Source organism: Ruegeria sp. AD6 (assembly GCF_056542325.1).
This window is the reverse complement of record NZ_JBQFZQ010000001.1, coordinates 781,075-798,623: the sequence shown is the minus strand read 5'-3', so window position 1 is coordinate 798,623 and position 17,549 is coordinate 781,075. Positions and strand designations below refer to the sequence as shown.

Annotated in this window: 18 protein-coding genes, 1 tRNA gene and 1 pseudogene; 15 read left to right on the top strand and 5 right to left on the bottom strand. The window is 58.5% G+C overall.

The window, feature by feature from the left end; translation table 11 throughout:
- Positions 1 to 112: 112 nt before the first annotated feature.
- The 9 genes from ACR0KJ_RS03825 (at position 113) to ACR0KJ_RS03785 (ending at position 8,867) form a co-directional block, all read left to right on the top strand.
- A tRNA-Ser gene (locus tag ACR0KJ_RS03825) sits at positions 113 to 202 on the top strand.
- 232 nt (positions 203 to 434) lie between these two features.
- On the top strand, positions 435 to 992 hold the full coding sequence (locus ACR0KJ_RS03820; RefSeq protein ID WP_480626004.1) for a hypothetical protein: 558 nt from the start codon (positions 435 to 437) through the stop codon (positions 990 to 992).
- A gap of 190 nt (positions 993 to 1,182) precedes the next feature.
- Complete coding sequence (locus ACR0KJ_RS03815; RefSeq protein WP_480626003.1) at positions 1,183 to 2,211, top strand: alcohol dehydrogenase catalytic domain-containing protein; 1,029 nt, start codon at positions 1,183 to 1,185, stop codon at positions 2,209 to 2,211.
- Positions 2,212 to 2,280: 69 nt separating this feature from the next.
- Positions 2,281 to 3,156, top strand: a complete 876-nt coding sequence (locus tag ACR0KJ_RS03810) for a branched-chain amino acid ABC transporter permease (RefSeq protein WP_170450732.1) — start codon at positions 2,281 to 2,283, stop codon at positions 3,154 to 3,156.
- 3 nt (positions 3,157 to 3,159) lie between these two features.
- Entirely contained in the window at positions 3,160 to 4,257 is a 1,098-nt protein-coding gene (locus ACR0KJ_RS03805; protein WP_480626002.1) for a branched-chain amino acid ABC transporter permease, read from the top strand.
- On the top strand, positions 4,254 to 5,018 hold the full coding sequence (locus tag ACR0KJ_RS03800; protein WP_170450735.1) for an ABC transporter ATP-binding protein: 765 nt from the start codon (positions 4,254 to 4,256) through the stop codon (positions 5,016 to 5,018). The genes ACR0KJ_RS03805 and ACR0KJ_RS03800 overlap by 4 nt, the downstream gene beginning before the upstream one ends.
- A complete protein-coding gene (locus ACR0KJ_RS03795; RefSeq protein WP_170518554.1) occupies positions 5,015 to 5,788 on the top strand; it encodes an ABC transporter ATP-binding protein in 774 nt (257 codons plus the stop codon). The genes ACR0KJ_RS03800 and ACR0KJ_RS03795 overlap by 4 nt, the downstream gene beginning before the upstream one ends.
- A gap of 5 nt (positions 5,789 to 5,793) precedes the next feature.
- Positions 5,794 to 7,680, top strand: a complete 1,887-nt coding sequence (locus tag ACR0KJ_RS03790) for an AMP-dependent synthetase/ligase (protein ID WP_480626001.1) — start codon at positions 5,794 to 5,796, stop codon at positions 7,678 to 7,680.
- Positions 7,681 to 7,706: 26 nt separating this feature from the next.
- Entirely contained in the window at positions 7,707 to 8,867 is a 1,161-nt protein-coding gene (locus ACR0KJ_RS03785) for an ABC transporter substrate-binding protein (RefSeq protein WP_170621792.1), read from the top strand.
- Positions 8,868 to 8,924: 57 nt separating this feature from the next.
- On the opposite strand, the gene rpsI is transcribed toward ACR0KJ_RS03785, so the two are convergent.
- Positions 8,925 to 9,410 carry a 30S ribosomal protein S9 gene (gene rpsI / locus ACR0KJ_RS03780; RefSeq protein WP_170518545.1) on the bottom strand — a complete coding sequence of 162 codons (486 nt, stop codon included), beginning with the start codon at positions 9,408 to 9,410 and terminating at the stop codon, positions 8,925 to 8,927.
- A gap of 6 nt (positions 9,411 to 9,416) precedes the next feature.
- Positions 9,417 to 9,875 carry a 50S ribosomal protein L13 gene (gene rplM / locus ACR0KJ_RS03775; protein WP_039536983.1) on the bottom strand — a complete coding sequence of 153 codons (459 nt, stop codon included), beginning with the start codon at positions 9,873 to 9,875 and terminating at the stop codon, positions 9,417 to 9,419.
- 259 nt (positions 9,876 to 10,134) lie between these two features.
- On the opposite strand from rplM, the gene ACR0KJ_RS03770 reads away from it, so the two are divergent.
- Positions 10,135 to 10,881 (top strand): glycoside hydrolase family 19 protein, encoded by a 747-nt coding sequence (locus tag ACR0KJ_RS03770; RefSeq protein ID WP_170621791.1) that lies wholly within the window; start codon positions 10,135 to 10,137, stop codon positions 10,879 to 10,881.
- Positions 10,882 to 10,885: 4 nt separating this feature from the next.
- On the opposite strand, the gene ACR0KJ_RS03765 is transcribed toward ACR0KJ_RS03770, so the two are convergent.
- The gene (locus ACR0KJ_RS03765; RefSeq protein ID WP_480626000.1) at positions 10,886 to 12,289 is read right to left on the bottom strand and encodes an aminotransferase-like domain-containing protein; all 1,404 of its coding nucleotides are present in this window, start codon (positions 12,287 to 12,289) and stop codon (positions 10,886 to 10,888) included.
- 99 nt (positions 12,290 to 12,388) lie between these two features.
- On the opposite strand from ACR0KJ_RS03765, the gene ACR0KJ_RS03760 reads away from it, so the two are divergent.
- Positions 12,389 to 12,616 carry a YjiS-like domain-containing protein gene (locus ACR0KJ_RS03760; protein ID WP_170450749.1) on the top strand — a complete coding sequence of 76 codons (228 nt, stop codon included), beginning with the start codon at positions 12,389 to 12,391 and terminating at the stop codon, positions 12,614 to 12,616.
- A 60-nt stretch (positions 12,617 to 12,676) separates the two neighbouring features.
- Here ACR0KJ_RS03760 and ACR0KJ_RS03755 read toward each other — a convergent pair whose 3' ends face one another.
- The gene (locus ACR0KJ_RS03755; RefSeq protein ID WP_480625999.1) at positions 12,677 to 13,120 is read right to left on the bottom strand and encodes a PaaI family thioesterase; all 444 of its coding nucleotides are present in this window, start codon (positions 13,118 to 13,120) and stop codon (positions 12,677 to 12,679) included.
- A gap of 49 nt (positions 13,121 to 13,169) precedes the next feature.
- On the opposite strand from ACR0KJ_RS03755, the pseudogene ACR0KJ_RS03750 reads away from it, so the two are divergent.
- From ACR0KJ_RS03750 to gluQRS, 4 genes and pseudogenes are all read left to right on the top strand, one after another.
- Positions 13,170 to 13,964 (top strand): annotated as a pseudogene (locus ACR0KJ_RS03750) (enoyl-CoA hydratase); the annotation flags it as partial.
- Between the two features lie 257 nt (positions 13,965 to 14,221).
- Positions 14,222 to 15,562: a methylenetetrahydrofolate--tRNA-(uracil(54)-C(5))-methyltransferase (FADH(2)-oxidizing) TrmFO gene (gene trmFO / locus ACR0KJ_RS03745; protein WP_480625998.1), complete on the top strand. Its 1,341-nt coding sequence runs from the start codon at positions 14,222 to 14,224 to the stop codon at positions 15,560 to 15,562.
- A 37-nt stretch (positions 15,563 to 15,599) separates the two neighbouring features.
- Positions 15,600 to 16,214 carry a methyltransferase domain-containing protein gene (locus ACR0KJ_RS03740; RefSeq protein ID WP_170450756.1) on the top strand — a complete coding sequence of 205 codons (615 nt, stop codon included), beginning with the start codon at positions 15,600 to 15,602 and terminating at the stop codon, positions 16,212 to 16,214.
- Positions 16,211 to 17,092, top strand: a complete 882-nt coding sequence (gene gluQRS / locus ACR0KJ_RS03735) for a tRNA glutamyl-Q(34) synthetase GluQRS (RefSeq protein ID WP_480625997.1) — start codon at positions 16,211 to 16,213, stop codon at positions 17,090 to 17,092. The genes ACR0KJ_RS03740 and gluQRS overlap by 4 nt, the downstream gene beginning before the upstream one ends.
- 54 nt (positions 17,093 to 17,146) lie before the next feature.
- Here gluQRS and hisI read toward each other — a convergent pair whose 3' ends face one another.
- On the bottom strand, positions 17,147 to 17,536 hold the full coding sequence (gene hisI, locus ACR0KJ_RS03730; RefSeq protein ID WP_480625996.1) for a phosphoribosyl-AMP cyclohydrolase: 390 nt from the start codon (positions 17,534 to 17,536) through the stop codon (positions 17,147 to 17,149).
- Positions 17,537 to 17,549 lie beyond the last annotated feature (13 nt).

The window sequence follows — 17,549 nt, the reverse complement described above, 5'->3', positions numbered from 1 at the left end:
TAGGTGTTTTGATCCGGCAGGCAATGGAAAATCACGGCTTTCTGAGTTTGAGGAATTTTCTGCTTGCACCCCTGCCCGTTCCTCACTAAATCCCCCCCTCACAGACCCCCGCGGAGAGGTGCCGGAGTGGTCGAACGGGGCGGTCTCGAAAACCGTTGTGGGTGCAAGCCCACCCAGGGTTCGAATCCCTGTCTCTCCGCCACTCAATCATAGTAGCCAGAAATTCCGACGTCAAAGAGCGCGCAACTTTCAAGTGGTGTGTGGCCAGAAATCTAAGATCATCGTGCGGGTTGGCGTGTTATTGCCGTGCCGGACCGGCTGGATCAGCGTAGCATGGCGCATATCTCGCAGATGCAGAAAAACTCGCGGAATTCCCCTTTGAGAACAGTTAGTTTTGCCGCATCCCGGCGACACAAATTCCAAAGGAGATTCACATGTCGCGTACTCTTATTCTGGCCATTGTCATCGCTGCAATCGGCGCTGGCGGCTATTACTATCTGAACCAACCCGAGCCCACCCCGGCAGAGCAATTGCAGGACGCCGCACAAGATGCAGCCGAAGCTGTGAACGACGCGGCGACAGAGGCACAAGACGCGGCAAGCGACGCGGTGGCCGACGCGCAAGAGGCTGTGACTGACGCGGTTGAGTCCGCGCAGAATACCGCCTCGGAAGCGTTGGATGCTGCTGCGGATCAGGCAGCCGAGGCCGCGTCTTCGGTCGCGGATCAAGCCGCGGATGCGGCCGAGCAGGCTGGCGATCAGGTTGCGGCGCTGGCAGGTCAGGGTCAGGAACTCTTCAACTCGTGGCTGCAGGACGGAATGCTGACCGCGCAGCAGTTCGACTATGACGCCATGGTTGCCTCGGTTCAGGGCAGCGCGCTGTCGGAAGAGCTGAAAACCCAGGCGATCCAGATCTTTGATGAGATCAAAGCCTCGCCCGAGACGATTTTGCAAAAGATCCAGGACCTGCGCAATCTGTTGACGCAACAATAAAAAAACGGGGGTCAGCTTTCAGGGCTGACCCCTTTTTTGGACGTTACCGTCCCTTCCGTTGGGTCAGGTATCCGCGCGATTGACGCAGCAGCCCCCATTTGCTTGGCTCACGTTACACCCAAACCATCGCCATTTCGCAGGGTCCTTCGGATTCAAGCGATACAACGGCGACAATTTTGAGGACGTAACCGTGACCGATATCCCCTCTTCCATGTTCGCAACCATCCTCAGGCATGAGGGTTATTCCGGCACCATGACCGGCCCGGTGATCGAGGATGCCGATGACTGGCTGGCCGAAGCGGAACTGCCCGTTCCCCAGCCCGGCCCCGGTCAGGTTCTGATCAAGCTGCGTGCAGCCTCGGTCAATCCATCGGATCTGCATTTCATCAAGGGCGAGTACGGACAACCTCGGGTCAAGGGGGCTGCGGCGGGTTTTGAGGGGTGCGGCGATGTGGTGGCCACCGGCAAAGGGGCCGAGTCGTTACAGGATCAGCGCGTGGCCTTTGTGGCGGCAGGTTCGGGCGCGTGGGCCGAGTATGTGGTGACCCAGATGCAGATGTGCATCCCGCTGCGCCCGGACATCTCGGACGATGACGGTGCGGCTCAGATCGTCAACCCGCTGACCGCGATGGCAATGGTCGACATGGCGAAAGAGGCAGGCGACGCCTTTGTCATCTCGGCCGCGACCAGCCAACTGGGCAAGCTGATGTGCAGCTTGGGGCGCGATCTGGGTCTGAAACCCATCGCTCTGGTCCGGCGGGCCGAGACTGTCGATATGCTCAAAGACCTTGGCGCGTCCGAGGTGCTGGTCGCCTCGGACCCTGATGTGGGCCAGAAATTCGCCGAGCTGAGCCGCACACTGAAACCTCGCATGTTTCTGGATGCGGTGATGGATCAACTCTCGGAACAGGTGTTCTGTGCCATGCCAAACAAGGCGCAGTGGGTGTGCTATGGCAAGCTGGGCAACGAGGCCCCGACGCTGACGCAAACCGGTCAGTTGATCTTTATGGGCAAGCGGATCGAAGGCTTCTGGCTGACGCAATGGATGATGTCCACGCCGCCCGCAGACCAGATGCGCGTTGTGACCGAAGTTCAGGCCCGGTTTGCCGATGGGCGATGGAAAACCGATGTGTCAGAACGGCTTACACTCAGGAATCTGATCCCAAATCTTGCCGATGCGCTAAAAAAGAGTGACGGGAAGGTGATTATCACGCCATAGTAGAACGAACGCCGCACCTTTGCTGTGCGGGTTGGACACGAACCGGACAACCGGCATGGGGAGGTGAGTTTGGATAACGCGCAGCTGCTGATCAGCGGGCTGGCGAACGGGTGTGTTTACGGCCTGATCGCGCTTGGTTTTGTCCTGATCTACAAGGCGACCGAAGCGGTGAACTTCGCACAAGGCGATTTCATGATGCTGGGGGCCTTTGTCACGATCGGCCTGACAAACACCGAATATATGGGCCTGCCCTTCTGGATGGCATTGCCGATTTCTCTGGGTATCATGGGGGCGCTGGGGTATCTGCTGGACCGCCTGATCATTCGCCGCATGTTCGGCCAAAGCCAAACCGCCGTTGTCATCCTGACCATCGCTTTGGGTTTTGTGATCCGCTTTGTCGCCGGGCTGATCTGGGGGCACGAGCCGCAGACACTGCAAAACCCACTGGCCGGAAAAGAGGTCCGCTTTGGCGGGCTTGTTCTGGGGATGGAGGACGTTGCTGTCATCGTCGTCACCATCCTGCTGACCTGGAGTCTTTATGTGTTCTTCAGCAGAACCAAGCTGGGGCTGGCGATGCAGGGTGCGTCACAGAACCAGTTGGCGGCCTATTACATGGGCATTCCGGTCAAGCGCGTGCAGGGGTTCATCTGGGCGCTGGCCGGAGTTGTGGCCGGGATCGCCGGTATCCTCTTCGCCGCGAAGGGCTCGGTCGATCCAACGACGGGCTTGCTGGGGATCAAGGCTTTTGCTGCCGCCGTGATTGGCGGCTTCGGCAGCCTGCCCGGCGCGTTGGCGGGTGGTCTGATCGTCGGCGTGATCGAGCCGTTTGCCAGCCGTTATATCGCCGCAGGCTACAGCCAGATCGCCCCTTATGCGCTGCTGCTGGCCGTGCTGATCTTCCGGCCCAACGGCCTGTTCAGCCAGGTTCGGGTCAAGAAGGTCTGATCGATGCGCATCGTTTTCAAAACCAACTACATGCAGGATATTCGGCCCTGGAAGGACCGCTACCAACTGGTTCTGTATCTGCTCCTGCTAGTCGTCGTCGCGGTTGCCCCGTGGTGGCTGGATGACTTTTATCTGGGTGAGTTGACCAATGTCCTGATCTGGGCCATCGCCGGTCTGGGTCTGATGATCCTGACCGGCCATACGGGGCAGGTCAGCCTTGGTCACGCTGCATTTCTGGCCTTTGGCTGTTATGCCAATGTGATCCTGATCGAGGCTGGCGTACCCTTCCTGATCGCTTTCCCGCTGGCCGGTGTCCTGACCGGAATAGCCGGTGTCACCGTGGCCATCCCTGCCCTGCGCCTGCACGGGATCTATCTGGCGATCTTTACCATGGCATTGTCCATCCTGATGGATGACGTGATCGTTCTGGCCGAGCCTCTGACGGGTGGCGTGGCGGGCAAGTTCATCGGCGGCGTCGACATCTTTGGCCTGAGTGTGGATCGCTGGGGCACCCCCGCCCCATTCTTCTGGCTGGTGCTGAGCGTCGCTGTTCTGGTCACGCTGGGCTATGTCAACCTGCTGCGCGCACCTTTGGGGCGCAGCTTCATCGCCGTGCGGGATTCGGAAGTCTCCGCGCAAGCCATGGGGGTCGATATTGCCCGAACCAAGATGATCTCGTTCGCGTTGTCCTGTGCCGTAACCGGCTGGGCCGGCGCGTTGATGGGCATGTTTTCTGGGGCGTTCAACAATGAAACTTTCTCAGTTCTGATCTCGATCCAGTTGTTGATGATGATTGTGATTGGTGGGCTGGGCTCGATCCACGGCGCGTTTCTGGGGGCTATCGTGATCGGCTTCCTGCCGCAATTCCTGTCAATCTCGAAGGAGTATGTGGGTGTCCTGTTCGGCGGCAGTACAGTCGCTATTCCGGGGCTGGAATTCGGCATTTTCGGCATGATCCTGATCGCCTTCATCCTGTTCGAACCCTTGGGCATGTATGGCCGCTGGCTGAAAATCCGCACCTGGTTCGAGCTGTTCCCCTTCTACCGCAAGGACATGTTCAAACGGCAGAAATCCTATCTCAAGACGGAGCGTCTGAGATGAGTCTGCTGGAGTTCGAGAACGTCACCCTGAAATTCGGCGGCGTCACCGCGGTCGACAATCTGTCGTTTGAGGTCGAGGAGGGCGAGGTGTTTGCCATCGTCGGCCCCAACGGCGCGGGCAAGTCCACTGTGTTCAATCTGATCTCACGCTTCTATGACCCGGTCGCGGGCTCGATCCGCTTTGACGGGCATGATCTGTTGCGGGTGAAACCTTCGGGCGTGGCCGCCTTTGGCGTGGCGCGGACCTTTCAGAATATCGAGTTGTTCGAACATGCCACCGTGCTGCAAAACCTGCTGGTCGGTCGGCACCGGCACCGCAAAACCAACCTGCTGTCCGAGGTTCTGTTCCTACCCTCGGCCCGCAGGCAGGAACTGGAAAACCGCGAGAAGGTCGAACAGATCATCGACTTCCTCGACCTGCAGGCCTATCGCGACAAGATGATCTCGGGCCTGCCATACGGTGTGCGCAAAGTGGTCGAGGTGGCGCGCGCGCTGGCCACCGATCCAAAGCTGTTGCTGCTGGACGAACCAGCCTCAGGCCTGTCGGTCGAGGAAACCACGGATATGCGCTGGTGGATCGATGACATCCGGCGGCAGATGGGGATCACCGTGCTTATGGTCGAACATGACATGGGTCTGGTCTCGGGCGTGTCTGACCGCGTTCTGGCCATGGCGGACGGGGCCAAACTGGCCCTTGGAACACCCGCCGAGGTGCAATCCCACCCCGCCGTGGTCGAGGCCTATCTGGGGAAAGCCTCATGAGCGAGCCGATCCTGAAAATCCGCAATATCGAAAGCTTCTATGGCCCGATCATGGCCATCCGCGGTGTTTCGCTGGATGTGCATCCGGGTCAGATCGTCTCGATCCTTGGGGCCAATGGCGCGGGTAAGACCACGCTGATGAAAACCGTCTCGGGCGTCATGGACCCCGAAAAAGGCAAGATCACCTTCGACGGGCGGGATATTCAGGGGTCCGAGCCGCATAAGGTTGTGCAACAAGGCATCGTTCATGTCCCCGAGGGGCGCGAGGTGTTTCCCTTGCTGACCGTGAACGAAAACCTCAGCCTCGGGGCCTACACGGCCAAGGACAAAGCCCAGATCGAACAGGATCGCGAGATGGTGTTCAGCTATTTTCCGGTTTTGAAGGAACGTCGCGGGCAAGAGGCCGGAACCCTGTCAGGCGGGCAGCAGCAAATGCTGGCGATTGGCCGGGGCCTGATGGCCAGTCCAAAGATCATGCTGCTGGACGAACCCTCGCTGGGTCTGTCGCCGCTGCTTGTTCAGGAGATCTTCGGCATCCTCAAACGGTTGAATGACGAACAGAACATGACGATGATGCTGGTCGAACAGAACGCCCATGCGGCGCTGGAACTGGCCCATCATGGTTATGTGATGGAGGTCGGACGCATCGTCATGGATGGGGCTGCCGACACATTGCTGCAATCCGAGGACATCCAGAATTTCTATCTGGGCGTGCAGGAAGAAGGCGCGCGGGAAAACCGCCGCTGGAAGCGGAAAAAGACGTGGAGGTGACACGGATGGACAGCACCCCCCTGCCCCATCAGATCACGATCAACGGCGTGCAGTTGAACGCAACGCCCGGTCAGCGCCCCGTGCGCGTGGATGGCTGCATCACGATCTCGGACCTTTTCCAAACCCGTTGCGCGGAACTGGGTGATCGCACGGCCCATCGGGAAAAGGATCTGGGCATCTGGAAGTCCTATTCGTGGACCGACTATTGGCAACAAGCCAAATGGATCGGTCTGGCGCTGCGAAAACTTGGGCTTAAGCGCGGGGAAGTGGTCTCGATCCTGTCCGAGGACCGCAAGGAATGGGCCTGGTTCGACATGGGTATTCAATGCGTTGGTGGGATTTCTTCCGGCATCTACACCACTGACGCGGCCAAACAGGTGCAATACCTGATCAATGACAGCGACAGCCGGTTTCTGATCGTTGAGAACGAGGAACAACTGGACAAGTTCCTTGAGGTCGAAGACGACGTTCCGGGGCTGCTCAAGGTCATCATCCTGGAAGACGAAGGTCTGCACGATCTGGATCATCCCCGCTGTATGATGATCGAAGACCTCTATGCGCTTGGCAAACAGGCCGAAGCCGAAGATCCGAGCCGGTTCGAGGCCGAAATTGCCCTTGCCAAACCGCAGGACACCGCCTTGCTGGTCTACACCTCGGGCACCACTGGCCAACCAAAAGGCGCGATGCTGAGTCACGAGAACATTCTGGCCGGTATCGAATGCGGTGCAAGGGCGCTGCCGACCCTGGCCAGCGACGAGCAGCTCTGCTTCCTGCCCCTGTGCCATATTCTCGAACGGGATGTTTCCGTCTTTTTCCCCTTGGCCGCCCGCTGCACCGTCAATTTCGCCGAAAGCCCGGAAACGGTGTTCGCCAACCTGCAAGAGGTCTCGCCCACCACATTCACCGCTGTTCCCCGTGTGTGGGAGAAGATCTATGCGCAGGTCCAGATCATGTCGCAGGATGCCACGCCGCTGGGCCGGTTGGCCTTTGGTCTGGCGGTAAAGGCCGGGTTGGCAAGGGCCGAGTACCTGACGACAGGCCAGCCTGTCCCGACCAGTATTGCCGCGCGGTTCTGGGTCTGGGATCATCTGGTGCTGCGCAATCTGCGGCGGATGCTGGGCATGGACAAAATGCGCCGCGGCGGGTCCGGGGCGGCGCCGATCTCACCTGATCTGCTGAAATGGTACTGGGCCATTGGTGTCCCGTTGATCGAAGGGTTTGGCATGACCGAGACCTCGGGTCTGGCATCCCTGAACACGATCGAAGACAACCGCGTCGGCACCATTGGCCGCGCGGTCGAGGGGTGTGCCATGCGTATCTCGGAGGACGGGGAAATTCAGGTAAAGGGCCTGAATGTCTTTCAGGGCTATTGGCGCAACAATGCCAAAACCGCTGAAAGCTTTACCACCGACGGTTGGCTGCGCACCGGCGATGTCGGGAAAATTGACGAGGACGGGTTTCTCTCGATCACAGGTCGGATGAAGGATATTATCATCACGGCGGGCGGCAAGAACATCACCCCGGCTGAAATCGAAAGCCGGTTGAAGTTCAGCCATTATATCTCGGACGCGGTGATCGTGGGTGATCAGCGCAAATACCTGACCGCGCTGATCATGATCGATCAGGAAAACGTCGAGAAATTTGCGCAAGACCGCAAAATCCCCTTCTCGAACTTTGCATCACTTTGCGCTGCAACCGAAATCAAGGATCTGATCGGTGCCGAAGTCGCCTCGGTCAATTCCGATTTCGCGCGGGTTGAACAGATCAAGGATTTCCGCCTGATCGACGTTTTGCTGACGGCCGAGGATGACGAACTGACCGCCACGATGAAACTGAAACGCGGGCTGGTGGAAAAGAAACACGCACATTTGATTGAAGATATGTACAGTTAACCAAGGGATAAAACGGGAGGAGAAAGATGAGCAAGTTGAGGAACCGACTGACTGTTGCTGCGGCGCTGACTGCAGCGGCAACGATGGGTTGGGCGCAAACGCAAGGGGTCACTGACGATGAGATCGTGATCGGCTCGGTCAATGATCTGAGCGGTATTTTCGCCGCCGTGGGTGTTCCGGCCACCAAAGGCGCGAATGTGGTCTTTGATCGAGTGAATGCCGCAGGTGGCGTGCATGGTCGCACGATCCGCTATGTGGTCGAGGACAATGGCTATCAGATGCCGCGCGCGATGCAGGGCTATAACAAGCTGCTGAACCGCGACAAGGTGTTTGCCATGCTGCAATCGCTGGGCACACCGATGAACCTGGCCGGGTTCAAGTTGCTGGACCCCAAAGGTATTCCCAACGTTGCCCCTCTTACCGCCGCGCGGCAGATGCTGCAGGAACCGATGGACAATAAGTTCACATCCTTCTCGACCTATTATGATCAGGCCCGGGTTGGCGTGAAATACCTCAACGGTGAGTTTGGATCACAATCTGTCTGCACCATGTATCTTCCCACCGATTTTGGAGAGGAAATTCTGGAAGGCAGCAAAGCCGGAGCTGAAGAAGCCGGGATTTCCTTTGTCGCAGAAACCACCCACAAGCCGGATGAGACGGACTTTGTCGGCTCGCTAAGCAAACTCAAGGAAGAAGGCTGCGACATCGTCACCATGGCGCTTGGCGTACGGCAGGCGATCACGGTCGTTGGGACTGCCAAGAAAATGGGCCTGACCGACATGAAATTCCTGGGCACCTCGGCCAGCTTCCTGACCGTTGTCGCGCAGGTGCCGGGCGGTGTGACCGACGGTTTCTACGCGGCGGCGTCGTGGAAGGATCTTTGGGCACGCGCCGACGAACCTGCGCCGGCTGCGTTTATCGAGGAATACAAGGCCGCAACGGGTGAAGATCCGGTTGGCTTTGCGATGCTGGGCTATTCCGCTGCGGAAATGATGGTCAAGGCGCTAGAGGCCGCCGGTCCGGACCTGACCCATGAAAGCTTTATCGCGGCAATGGAGTCGCTGGACTACACCGACGAACTGGTCGGTAACCACATCACCTACGGCCCGGATGACCATCAGGGCGCGGACACGGTCTTTGTGAACGTGGTCGAAAACGGGGCGTGGAAACTGGTCTACGAAGAGTAATCGCAAAGAAAAAGGGCTCGCAAATGCGAGCCCTTCGAATGTCGTATTCCGCAGCGATTAACGCTTCGAGAACTGGAACGAACGACGCGCTTTGCGCTTACCGTATTTCTTACGTTCCACAACGCGGCTGTCGCGGGTCAGGAAGCCAGCGGCTTTCAGAGCGCCGCGCAGCGACGGATCGTACAGTTGCAGCGCTTTCGAGATGCCGTGCTTGACCGCACCGGCCTGACCGGTCAGGCCACCGCCTTTGACGGTTGCAACAACGTCAAACTCACCTTCCACGCCGGCAACCTGGAACGGCTGGCGCAGGATCAGCTGCAGAACGGGACGCGCGAAGTACTTGTCCTGGTCTTTGCCGTTCACGGTGACCTTGCCGGAACCCGGCTTGATCCAAACGCGGGCAACAGCGTCTTTACGCTTGCCGGTGGCATACGAACGGCCCAGTTCGTCACGCACGGGTTCACGTGCGATGACTTCTTCGACTACGGTTTCGACGCCTGCGACGGCGCTCAGCTCTTCGAGAGTATTGATCTGATCAGCCATCGGTCATTAGCTCCGGGTGTTTTTCTTGTTCATGGACTTGACGTCCAGAACTTCGGGCGCTTGCGCCTCATGAGGGTGCTCGGCACCGGCATAAACGCGCAGGTTGGTCATCTGCTGGCGCGCCAGACGGTTGCCCGGCAGCATGCGCTTGACCGCCTGGGTCACAACGCGCTCGGGGTGTGCACCTTCCAGGATCTGCTGTTTGGTGCGCGACTTGATGCCGCCCGGGTGGCCAGTGTGCCAGTAGAAGTTCTCTTCGCGCTTCTTGCCGGTCATCTGGATTTTGTCAGCGTTGATCACGATGACATTGTCGCCCATGTCCATGTTCGGGGTGAACGACGCTTTGTGCTTGCCACGCAGGCGCATGGCGACGATCGAGGCAAGACGGCCCAGAACAACGCCCTCGGCGTCGATCAGGATCCATTTCTTGTCGATGTCTGCAGGTGTTGCAGAAAAGGTTTTCATGGCAGGATAGTCCTGTTTGATGTGAAAGACCGCCCCAGCGGAGCGGCCCGAATTCGATGGACGGGTTTTAGTCGCGCGGGAATGCCGCGTCAACAACCGAAAACCTTATTTTATGACGTAATTACAAAGTGTTAAAAAATAGGTATTATTTTACCCCATCTAAATTCCACCTCGCGCAGTATCCTGCTGCCCTATTTTTCAATTTCTGACAGTTTCCAAAACGCGATTGCATCGCAAGCACATATTTCAGGAGGGGAACATGCTGGACCTGTCCGCGTTAGACAAAATCGATCCGGGTACACGACTGGATGACCTGAACAAAACCCGACTGGCCGCCGTTCAAAGAGGGTTGGCCATCTGCGCCCACCCCCTTGGCGAAGCAGATGGGTTGATCGGACCCAAAACCCGAAACGCCTTTGCCGAACTGGTGCAGGACATCGGAAATGGCCATCCCTCGGTTGTCTCTGATGCTGTGATCGATCACCTGAAGAAAAAGGCCAAGCGGCTGCGCACAATTTTCGCAATGCCCGCCGACAGCAAAGATGACGTCAAAGACAGCATCGCCGCCATGTTCCGCTTTATCGGTTTGGGATTGAAGACCCAGATCGCCTACGGCCTTGCAACCGCGCAGTGGGAAACCGGGCACACTTTCGAACCGGTAAAGGAAGCCTACTGGCTCAGCGAAAAGTGGCGGAGGGACAACTTTCGCTACTATCCCTATTACGGACGCGGCTATGTGCAACTGACCTGGGAGAATAACTACAAGGTGTATTCCAGTATTCTGGGGCTTGATCTTGTCGGCGACCCCGATCTGGCCCTTCGGCACGACGCGTCCCTGTTCACCATCGCTCATGGTATGAAGATCGGCACATTCACGGGGCGAAAGCTTGAAGATTACGTGTCGAAGGGAAAGACCGATTTTCTTGAGGCGCGACGGGTCATCAATGGCACCGACAAGCAAAAGGAAATCGCCGATCTGGCCGAGGATTACCTGGACGAGTTGTAACCGCTTAGACGCTGATTTGTTCAGGTGGATTGTCCAGCAGTGCCCGCAGCCGCAGCATGGCATCCTCGAACCGTTGCAATGAGACGTGACCGTTCATTGCGATACGCACAGCGTTCGGCGCGCGCCCGTCACGCAGGGCGAACTCATCCGCGGATCGCAACTGTATCCCTTCCCGCTCAGCCGCGCGGCTGAACGCGGCGGCGCGCCAGCCGGATGGCAGGTTCAGCCAGACAAAGGGCACATCCGGCGCCCAGTTCAGATCAAAGCCCCCCAGCGCATTCACCGTCACCCGCACGTATTCGCCCATACAGGACCGTACGTCCTGCGCGATCTGACGGGTGCGGGGATCGGACAGGATCAACCGGGTGAGTTCCGCAAGCGGCTGCGCCAGACCGAAATACCCGTATTCCGCCGAGCGTCGCAGATCCACGCTGCGTTCCTTCGGAGCAATGGCAAACCCGACCCGCAAGGCCGGGGTCAGGGTCTTTGAGATTGACGAGACATGCCAACCCCGTTCCGGTGCCAAAGCGCGATAGCTGGGTTCGCGGGCGTCGCCCATACGATAACAATCGTCCTCGACGATTTGCAGATCGAAACGGCGGGCCACTTCGACAACCTCCTTGCGCCGCTCCAATGGCGTATGTGCGCCGGTTGGGTTTTGCACTTCGGGCGAGACGCAAACAGCCTGTGCCTGGTTCTGCCGCAGCACATGCTCCATCGCTTGCGGGTCGATGCCCCATTTGTCCATTTTCACACCAATGACCTCGGCCCGCATCAGCTCTCCGGCCCGACGGAACCCGGCATAAGACAGATCTTCGACCAGAACAGTCGGCTTTGGACCGCGCAGGATTGTCTGGAACACAAGACACAGCCCGTTCTGACCGCCGTGGGTCAGTACAATGTCGTCATGCGAGACGGCACCCAAAGGCAAGTCCGACAACCAGTTGACAACCGCCTGACGCATCGGTTGATACGCATCGCGCGTTGGATAATTCAAAAACAGCCCCGGATCGGCTTGCGAGACCTTTTGCAGACACTCCCGGATCAACGCCACCTGCCCGGCATCTGCCAAACGCGGGCTGAACAGGCTGACATTGGCATTGTACTTGTCGTCCCTCAGATGCAGCTGCCGTGCCCAGACATCGTCCAGAATCGGTGATTTTGGCGGGGCCACGAATGTACCACGCCCAACCTCGGCTTGTAGCAAGCCTTCGTCCGTCAGAATCGTATAAGCCCGCGCAACTGTGCCTGGAGTGATTTTCAATCGATACGCCAGCTCACGCACCGGCGGCAGCTTGGTTCCGATGTCTAACGTTTTGCTTTCGATGGCTTTTCGTATTGTGTCGGCGACCAGAGTGTATTTTGGCCCCTTGGATTTTGGCAGTGCTTCTGGCCAAATTGTATCCATTACAATTCTTCCTTTGCATTTGACACAATATCGAATGTATCAAGCAACTGTACCGAACAACAATGCTTTGTGTCAATACAATTTGAAGGGAATACTGAGATGACACGCACAATGCACAACCCCGCCCTCTTGCTGCTGAACGACAGCCCCCGGCTGCCGCTGATCGCCGCGCTGGCCGTGCGGTTTGCGGCGGCGGTCACTCAATGGGAACGCCGTCGTCGCAGTCGTATTAACCTGAGCTATCTGGATGACAGGCTGCTTGAAGATGTGGGTTTGACCCGCATGCAAGCCACACGCGAAGTAAAACGCTATTTCTGGCAGCTTTGAATTATCCCCAGTCCCATCACGGGACCTCTTCCTAGGCCGGGGTTCGTCCCCGGCCCTTTTTCAACCAAATTTCGCCGCAGCCGAACCTTCGGGCGGGATAGAATAAGTCATATTGGCCCGCGCCACAGGCTTGTTCGACCCTTCCGAGAAGATCAGCACATCCCCGACCGCAAGGCTGCGCCCCAGTTTCAGCAACCGGCATTCGGCGATCAGATCCTTGCCGCCTTCCGGTTTGCGCAGAAAATCCAGTGATCCGCTGGTGGTAACTGCCAGGGATTGACGCCCCTTGCGCGCCAAAACCATCGCATAGACGCTGACATCCGCCAGGCTGAAAATGGACGGGCCAGATACGGTGCCACCGGGGCGCAAGTGACGCTCGGCCACCATCATCCGCATGGTCACACAGTCTTCGGTCAGGTCCTCGACAACAAAATCCTGTTTCACCTGCGGAAATACCTGGTGAAGGTATTGTGACAGTTCGTCCTTCTGCAGCGCTAAACCCATACTTCCCCTCCTGAACGTCGCGCCCTAGAGTTGGACCAACAGCCAGCGGGAGGGCAAGATGGCAATTTTGGAACGTAACGACACAGGCGCGGTTGCTCAGTTGAAACTGAACGCGCCTGACAGGCTGAATGCCCTGAGCGATGAGATGCTGGCGGCCCTTCAATCCGAGTTCGACGCGCTGCGCGAGGACAGCTCGATTCGAGCGATCACGCTGTCGGGCGCGGGCAAGGCCTTTTGTGCCGGGCACGACCTGAAACAGATGACAGCCGGTCGCCAGTCCGAGGATGGCGGCAAGGCCTATTTCCAGGACCTGTTCGCGCGCTGCGCCAAAATGATGATGTCCATTCAGACACTTCCGCAACCGGTTATCGCGCAAGTGCACGGCATCGCCACGGCTGCGGGCTGCCAGTTGGTGGCAACCTGCGATCTGGCGGTCGCTGCCGAGGGCACGCGATTTGGCGTGAATGGTGTGAATATCGGACTGTTCTGCTCGACCCCCATGGTCGCGCTCAGCCGCAATATCCCCAGAAAACATGCGTTTGAGATGCTGACAACGGGCGATTTCATCTCGGCTGAACGGGCCGCGGAATTGGGTCTGGTCAATCGCGTCGTGCCCGAAATGCTGCTGGAGCATGAAACGATCTCATTGGCCGAGCAATTGGGCAGCAAGCTGGGAACGGCCGTCAAAATCGGAAAAGAGGCGTTTTATCAACAGCTTCAGATGCCCTTGGATCAGGCCTACGCCTATACCGGAGAGGTAATGGCGCAGAATATGCTGCATCGGGACACAGAAGAAGGCATTTCCGCCTTTATTGAGAAACGCCCCCCGAATTGGACGCAATGACGCAATTGTTAGGTACATTTTTTGCCACTGTTTTCATTTTTGCACTTTTCAAAAGGGCGACACTGTGGCAAAGCTGAGACGAGGCTGAGGCCTCAGGTACACTTTTGGGTCGCCGTGGGCGGAAGGTCCCTCCAAGCTGGTTTCTCTCACCGGCGTTGACATTCCCGCAGCGGCGACCCCAAGACCCTCCCATAAAATTCGACGCCACTGACAGGGTTGAGTTGCGTCTGCCTGCCCCCTGCCCTATGTGGCAGCGCATGACACAAGTTTTGCATATCGTGGGCGGCGGCATGGCCGGGTCCGAGGCCGCATGGCAAGCCGCCGAGATGGGCGTGGATGTTGTGATCCATGAAATGCGCCCCAATGTCGGCACATTCGCGCACCAGACCGGCAATCTGGCCGAGATGGTGTGTTCGAATTCCTTCCGGTCCGACGATGACGAACAAAACGCCGTGGGCCTGCTGCACTGGGAAATGCGTGCCGCGAACGGCCTGATCATGACCACCGCCGATGCGCACCGCCTGCCCGCCGGGGGCGCACTGGCCGTCGACCGCGATCCGTTTGCCGAGGATGTCACCGCCAAGCTGCGCGCCCATCCCCGTGTAACCGTGACGGACGAAGAGGTCACATCCCTTCCCGATGACGGGCATTGGATCTTTGCCACCGGCCCCCTGACCTCTCCGGCTTTGGGTGAGGCAATCCGGGCCGAGACCGGTGCGGACTCGCTGGCCTTCTTCGATGCCATTGCCCCCATCGTCTACGCTGACAGCATCGACATGAGCCAGGCCTGGATGCAGTCACGCTATGACAAGGGCGAGACGGAAGAGGAACGCACAGCCTATCTGAATTGCCCGATGGACCGCGACCAGTATGAGGCCTTCATCGATGCCCTGCTGGCCGCCGACAAGACCGAGTTTCACGAAGGCGAGACGGCAGGTTACTTTGACGGCTGTCTGCCGATCGAGGTGATGTCCGAGCGTGGTCGCGAAACCCTGCGCCACGGCCCGATGAAGCCTGTCGGCCTCACCAATCCGCATCAGCCGGACGTGAAACCTCATGCCGTGGTGCAATTGCGTCGCGACAATGCCTTGGGCACGCTGTTCAACATTGTGGGTTTCCAGACCAAGATGAAATACGGCGCACAGACCGAAGTGTTCCGCATGATCCCCGGGCTTGAAAACGCCAGTTTCGCACGTTTGGGCGGTATTCACCGCAATACGTTTATCAACTCGCCCACGTTGCTGGACGCGCAGATGCGGTTGAAAACCAAACCGAATATCCGCTTTGCCGGTCAGATCACCGGGGTCGAGGGGTATGTCGAAAGCGCCGCGATGGGGCTGTTGGCCGGTCGTCTGGCAGCGGCTGAAATTCTGGGGCGCACTCTGCCAGAAGTGCCACAAGACAGCGCCATGGGCGCTCTGATCCACCACATCACCGGCGGGGCCGAGGCAAAGACCTTTCAGCCTATGAACGTAAATTTCGGCCTGTTCCGCCCGGTCGATGGCCTGAAAGGCGGCCGTCGCGGCCGCAAAGACCGTTACAAAGCCTACACAGATCGCGCCAAAGAAGAATGGACCAACTGGCTGGCCGCGTGCTGACTGGACGCGACGCCGTTGATCAGCCTACCATGTGGTTATGAGCGACGAATTCTTTAAAAGCACCTACGATCTGGAAACACCCGAACAAACCGAAGCCCACTATCAGAAATGGGCCGCGACCTACGAGGCCGAGGTGGCCGAGCAAGGCTATGCCACCCCCGACCGCGTGGCCCAGGCGCTCTGGTCGAAAATGCCGGAACCCCTGACGCCAGTTCTGGATTACGGCTGTGGCACCGGCCTGTCCGGCGTCGCGCTTCGCAAGGCCGGGTTCGAGGTGCTTGATGGCATGGACCCAACCGAAAACATGCTGAAGGTTGCGCGCGACAAAGCTGTTTACCGGGATCTCAAGAGCTTTGAAATTACCGAACCCGCACCGTTGACCCCAGATGCCTATGCGGCGATCACGGCTATCGGTGTGATTGGTTCGGGGGCCGCCCCGCCGGAAACTCTGGACATGCTTATGCACGCGCTTCCCAAGGGTGGAAAGCTGGCCTTTTCCTTTAACGATCATACGCTTGCGGATCACAGCTACACGTCACGATTGAACGACTGGCTCGATATGGGGGCTGCGCGTCTTCTGTTCCGGGAACATGGCCCGCATTTACCCGGCCTGGACATGAAATCTGACGTGTATGTATTAGAAAAAACGTGATTTTTACCACGCGCTTCGCGCCTTCTCCGACGGGTCCCCTTCATCTGGGTCACGCCTATTCGGCGCTGCTGGCCAGTGACATGGCGGCTGCCGAGGGCGGTGCCTTTCTGCTGCGGATCGAAGATATCGACCAATCCCGATCCCGGCCTCACTGGGAAGAGCAGATCTATGACGACCTGCATTGGCTGGGCCTTGACTGGCCCGAGCCGACGCTGCGCCAGTCGCAGCGGCAATCCATCTATGACGCGGCTTTGGACAGCCTCTGGCAACGCGGCTTTCTTTATCCCTGCACTTGCAACCGCAAAGACATCGGGGCGGCGGTCAGCGCCCCGCAAGAGGGCGCGCCGCTGCTTGGTCCGGACGGTTTGATCTATCCCGGAACCTGCCGGAACCGCCCCCAAACGCGGGGAACATCGCCCCGACCAAGGACCGAGGCACTACGACTGGACATGGCCAAAGCCGCGCGCCACGTCTTCGATAAAAACCCAGCTGCAGGTCAATTTACCGAATTCGGCCAGGGGCCAAACGGCGAAACGGGTACTGTCATCTTCACACCCGAGGAATTAACCGAGACCATCGGTGACGTGGTCCTCGCGCGCCGGGGCATGGGCACATCCTACCATCTGTCCGTCGTGCTGGACGATGCCGAACAAGGCATCACACGGGTTATCCGCGGCCAGGACCTGTTCGAAGCCACCCGCATCCATGTACTGCTGCAAGCCCTTTTGGACCTGCCGACGCCTGAATACCTCCACCACGACCTTGTCCGGGACGAAAATGGAAAACGGCTGGCAAAACGCGACGACGCGCGCGCGATCTCGAAATACCGATCCGATGGTGCGTCCCCTCAGGACATCCGCGCCATGGTCGGCCTCTGACCGCGCTTCATCTTTTTTAAAATACTCTCGCCGAAGGCATGGCGCTTGCGCCATTCACTCCATCGGTTTCATCAACTCGGTCTCAACTCCGTCCCGGATGGCCGTGTAGAAACAGCTGCGCCGGTTGGTGTGACAAGCGGGACCTTTCTGATCAACAAGAACCAACAGGCAGTCCCTGTCACAATCGACACGGAAGTCGACCAGTTCCTGAGTGTGCCCCGAAGATTCACCCTTGATCCAGAAGGACTGCCGCGACCGCGACCAATAGGTGACGCGCCCTGTTTCCAACGTGCGTTTCACCGCCTGCGCATTCATCCAGGCCATCATCAGCACTTCGCCGGATGTGTGATCCTGCGCGATGGCGGGGATCAAGCCAGCCTCGTTATATTTCAAAGTCGATGGGTCAAACACGACAGGGTCAGACATGACAAAAACCTTTTGCATCCCGGGGGCTGAC

What these genes read in the sequence shown, in the direction of transcription:
- ACR0KJ_RS03820 (WP_480626004.1), top strand. Translation starts at nt 435, where the DNA reads ATGTCGCGTACTCTTATTCTGGCCATTGTCATCGCTGCAATCGGCGCT.
- ACR0KJ_RS03805 (WP_480626002.1), top strand. Translation starts at nt 3,160, where the DNA reads ATGCGCATCGTTTTCAAAACCAACTACATGCAGGATATTCGGCCCTGG.
- ACR0KJ_RS03800 (WP_170450735.1), top strand. Translation starts at nt 4,254, where the DNA reads ATGAGTCTGCTGGAGTTCGAGAACGTCACCCTGAAATTCGGCGGCGTC.
- ACR0KJ_RS03795 (WP_170518554.1), top strand. Translation starts at nt 5,015, where the DNA reads ATGAGCGAGCCGATCCTGAAAATCCGCAATATCGAAAGCTTCTATGGC.
- ACR0KJ_RS03790 (WP_480626001.1), top strand. Translation starts at nt 5,794, where the DNA reads ATGGACAGCACCCCCCTGCCCCATCAGATCACGATCAACGGCGTGCAG.
- ACR0KJ_RS03785 (WP_170621792.1), top strand. Translation starts at nt 7,707, where the DNA reads ATGAGCAAGTTGAGGAACCGACTGACTGTTGCTGCGGCGCTGACTGCA.
- rpsI (WP_170518545.1), bottom strand. Translation starts at nt 9,410, where the DNA reads ATGGCTGATCAGATCAATACTCTCGAAGAGCTGAGCGCCGTCGCAGGC.
- rplM (WP_039536983.1), bottom strand. Translation starts at nt 9,875, where the DNA reads ATGAAAACCTTTTCTGCAACACCTGCAGACATCGACAAGAAATGGATC.
- ACR0KJ_RS03770 (WP_170621791.1), top strand. Translation starts at nt 10,135, where the DNA reads ATGCTGGACCTGTCCGCGTTAGACAAAATCGATCCGGGTACACGACTG.
- ACR0KJ_RS03765 (WP_480626000.1), bottom strand. Translation starts at nt 12,289, where the DNA reads ATGGATACAATTTGGCCAGAAGCACTGCCAAAATCCAAGGGGCCAAAA.
- ACR0KJ_RS03760 (WP_170450749.1), top strand. Translation starts at nt 12,389, where the DNA reads ATGACACGCACAATGCACAACCCCGCCCTCTTGCTGCTGAACGACAGC.
- ACR0KJ_RS03755 (WP_480625999.1), bottom strand. Translation starts at nt 13,120, where the DNA reads ATGGGTTTAGCGCTGCAGAAGGACGAACTGTCACAATACCTTCACCAG.
- trmFO (WP_480625998.1), top strand. Translation starts at nt 14,222, where the DNA reads ATGACACAAGTTTTGCATATCGTGGGCGGCGGCATGGCCGGGTCCGAG.
- ACR0KJ_RS03740 (WP_170450756.1), top strand. Translation starts at nt 15,600, where the DNA reads ATGAGCGACGAATTCTTTAAAAGCACCTACGATCTGGAAACACCCGAA.
- hisI (WP_480625996.1), bottom strand. Translation starts at nt 17,536, where the DNA reads ATGCAAAAGGTTTTTGTCATGTCTGACCCTGTCGTGTTTGACCCATCG.